Source organism: Caballeronia choica (assembly GCF_001544535.1).
Lineage (GTDB): Bacteria > Pseudomonadota > Gammaproteobacteria > Burkholderiales > Burkholderiaceae > Caballeronia > Caballeronia choica.
Window position 1 is genome coordinate 1 of sequence record NZ_FCON02000355.1, and the last position, 2,717, is coordinate 2,717.

The following is a 2,717-nucleotide window of genomic DNA, read 5'->3' on the forward strand; positions in this document are numbered from 1 at the left end:
GCCGCCGAGCGGATTGTCTTCGAGTGCCGATTGCACCTTCGCGGCAAGAGCCGGGAAACCACTACGCATGTCGGTGACGCCTGCGGCGATCCAGACGCGAGTGCCTGCCGGCAGGCCGATCATCGGGACAGCTCCCGAATCAGCAGCCGCAGCATATCCGGCGACAGGTTACCGCGAATGCGCAAGCGTGCACGGTCAAATTCGATCTCGCAGGCGTCTTCCGACACGGCTTCGCGGACCGGCATCGAGGCCTCGGCTTCCGGGACAATGCTGACTGGAAGTAACGATGCAACGTCACCATCGGGGTCCTGTCTGGCAGGCCCCGGACGCGGCGCCCCAAATGCACCCTGAAGATATTGGCGACGCCATCTAAACAGCAGGTTGGTGTTTATGTCGTTGCGACGCGCGACTAGCGATACAGACGCCCCTGGCTCGAACGTCTGTTCGACCAGCTGTCGTTTGAATTCGCGCGCAAAGTTGGGGCGCTTGCCCGGTGCCTCGCACTTGCTATTCACAATCTCGGCCACTTTGGTTCCCATCAAAACATTTGGTGGGAACCAAATTACCCTCGTTCACTGCTGCCCGGAGAACGGCCGACGTGAGACGCATACTGTGATACCGGCGATCAGCGACGGCTCGCCTCGGTCGTGCCGCTGATCATCGGGCTTGAACCAGTTCCAACACTTCGACGGATTTGCGTCCTGCGGCTGGATCGGATACACGACGATGCAGTTGTGGGTTTCGGCGAGTTCGTTCATCTGCGTGCCGGCGGCGAAATCGTCCGCGTTTTGCGTGCAGCCGTGCAGCCGTGCAGCATCACGATAAGCGGCAGCGGTTCGTTCTGGTAGCCACTGGGCACGTAGAGCTTGTAATTGCGCTGGCCCGCCGCGTTCGCGTAGCTTCGCGTGCTGAAGTGTCCGCAATCCTCGACTTCAGCCTCGCGGTCGACCACGGGCGCGCGGCCCAGCGTCTCCAGGATGTCGGCGAAGCGCACCGGCGGTTGTTCACGGTCGAAGATTTCGCGTGTCTCCGGGGCCACGTCCGTCTGTTCACCGCGCAGCGCACGCTGGATCACCTCGGTCGCTTCGGCGGGACCGCAGGCGCGAAAGCGCGCAAACGCTTCCTTCATTGAGTCTAAAAAGCCTTCATTCAGTTTCATCATCTTTTCCAGTGTCAGGTTGAGCAGCCGGCGCGCCGTTGATTCGTACTGCGCTCTTTTAGACTCGCCGCCTTGAGTGCGGCGTCAACAGCCCGGTCCACCATAAAACCATCCGTATAACATCCAGTGGGATGGTTATAGGCTGGTCAAACCTCGAAGTCAATACTGAAATTGAGGGCGGTAACGCGTGCGACGCGCCCAAAACGAACAAATCTCGAGAGGCTGGGGCGCCACGGGGCCAGTACGCCTGTGAGGGTTCGTGGTGCGACGCGGCTTCGGATGGAAGCGGATAAATTTCGAGGCGGTCGGTAGCCGGGACCCACGTCGCGGGCTTCCTCTCGGTGGCCATGGCCTCTGCTTGGCACCGTTGTCGACTTAGATGCCGTCAGCACCACGCAGGATGTCCAATCGTGTTCATGACCGAATCGGTGGCGACGTCGACTCGCCACGCTGCTCCATCCCGAGTGATGATCAGGCCGGCTCCATGCCATGGGCGTGCTTGGCATGATCGGTCTCGGGCGAGACGAGAAACTTGGGCAGCACACCCGCGGCCTCGCTCTGCGCGCTTGCTGTGCAGCGTTCAATTGTTCGAAGCCGAGCTCCACTTTGTTCTCGCGGAGCGGGCGTGACCGATAATATTTATACGACATCCTATGACTAACAATGGCGCACGAAGAAATGTTTGCGACTTGAATCTCCTCCGGCAGAGGCCAGATCACGTCGCCCACCGGCGAATGTATCGACGCCTGAGCTTAGAATATCAACTGGCCAAAGGGCATTCTGTCTCGGCCGCTCCATCGGGTATGTGCCTAGTTGAAATAATCAAGATCGTCGTACATAGTACGTTATCGTATAACTATTCACGATGCGAGCGCATGGAGTACCGGGCGACACGAACGCCGAGGAGCTTTGGGCAACGCTACCACGGTGGCAGCGTCGTCGGCCCCGATTACTTGCGCGAGGACAGCAAGTCCGGTGACTCGACTCATCCAGCGATGCGGCCCGTCTGATCAGTTAGAAAACTTCGAGGAGACACAGCAATGAAAATCAAGGGCATCCGATGGTGGATGGTCAGCCTGGTCGCGGCCGGGCTCATCATCAACTACCTCGCACGCAACACGCTTTCGGTAGCGGCGCCGACGCTGATGAAAGACCTTCACATGACCACGGAGCAGTACTCGCATGTGGTGGTGGCGTGGCAGCTTTGTTATGCATTCATGCAACCGGTTGCGGGCTATCTGCTCGACACGGTCGGCACCAAGATCGGATTTGCGGCATTCGCGCTCGCCTGGTCGTTAGCCTGCGCGGCGGCAGCATGGTCGACGGACTGGCGAAGCCTTGCGTTCTTTCGCGGCCTCCTTGGCATCGCAGAGGCGGCCGGCATTCCGGCCGGCGTGAAGGCGACAAGCGAGTGGTTCCCCGCCAAGGAGCGCTCGGTCGCGATCGGCTGGTTCAACATTGGCTCGTCCGTTGGCGCGCTGCTCGCACCGCCATTGGTTGTCTGGGCATTGCTGCACGGGCAATGGCAATGGGCGTTTCTGATCGTCGGCGTGCTGGG

The 2,717-nt window shown here is 60.2% G+C and carries 3 protein-coding genes and 1 pseudogene; 1 reads left to right on the forward strand and 3 read right to left on the reverse strand.

Annotated elements, in window-relative coordinates; genetic code table 11:
• From tnpB to AWB68_RS43795, 3 genes and pseudogenes are all read right to left on the reverse strand, one after another.
• Window positions 1-123, reverse strand: a 123-nt coding sequence (tnpB, locus tag AWB68_RS43785) for an IS66 family insertion sequence element accessory protein TnpB (RefSeq protein WP_143282052.1), incomplete at its 3' end; no start/stop codon positions are given.
• Window positions 120-539 (reverse strand): IS66-like element accessory protein TnpA, encoded by a 420-nt coding sequence (gene tnpA / locus AWB68_RS43790; RefSeq protein WP_087650307.1) that lies wholly within the window; start codon window positions 537-539, stop codon window positions 120-122. The genes tnpA and tnpB, both read right to left, overlap by 4 nt.
• A 72-nt stretch (window positions 540-611) precedes the next feature.
• Window positions 612-1,159: pseudogene (locus AWB68_RS43795) on the reverse strand (CE1 family esterase); the annotation flags it as partial.
• Window positions 1,160-2,199: 1,040 nt separating this feature from the next.
• On the opposite strand from AWB68_RS43795, the gene AWB68_RS43800 reads away from it, so the two are divergent.
• The coding region (locus tag AWB68_RS43800) for an MFS transporter (protein WP_125483281.1) at window positions 2,200-2,717 on the forward strand (518 nt) is incomplete at its 3' end.

Excerpts from the sequence above, each read along its gene's own strand:
- tnpA (WP_087650307.1), bottom strand. The coding sequence starts at position 539 with ATGGGAACCAAAGTGGCCGAGATTGTGAATAGCAAGTGCGAGGCACCG.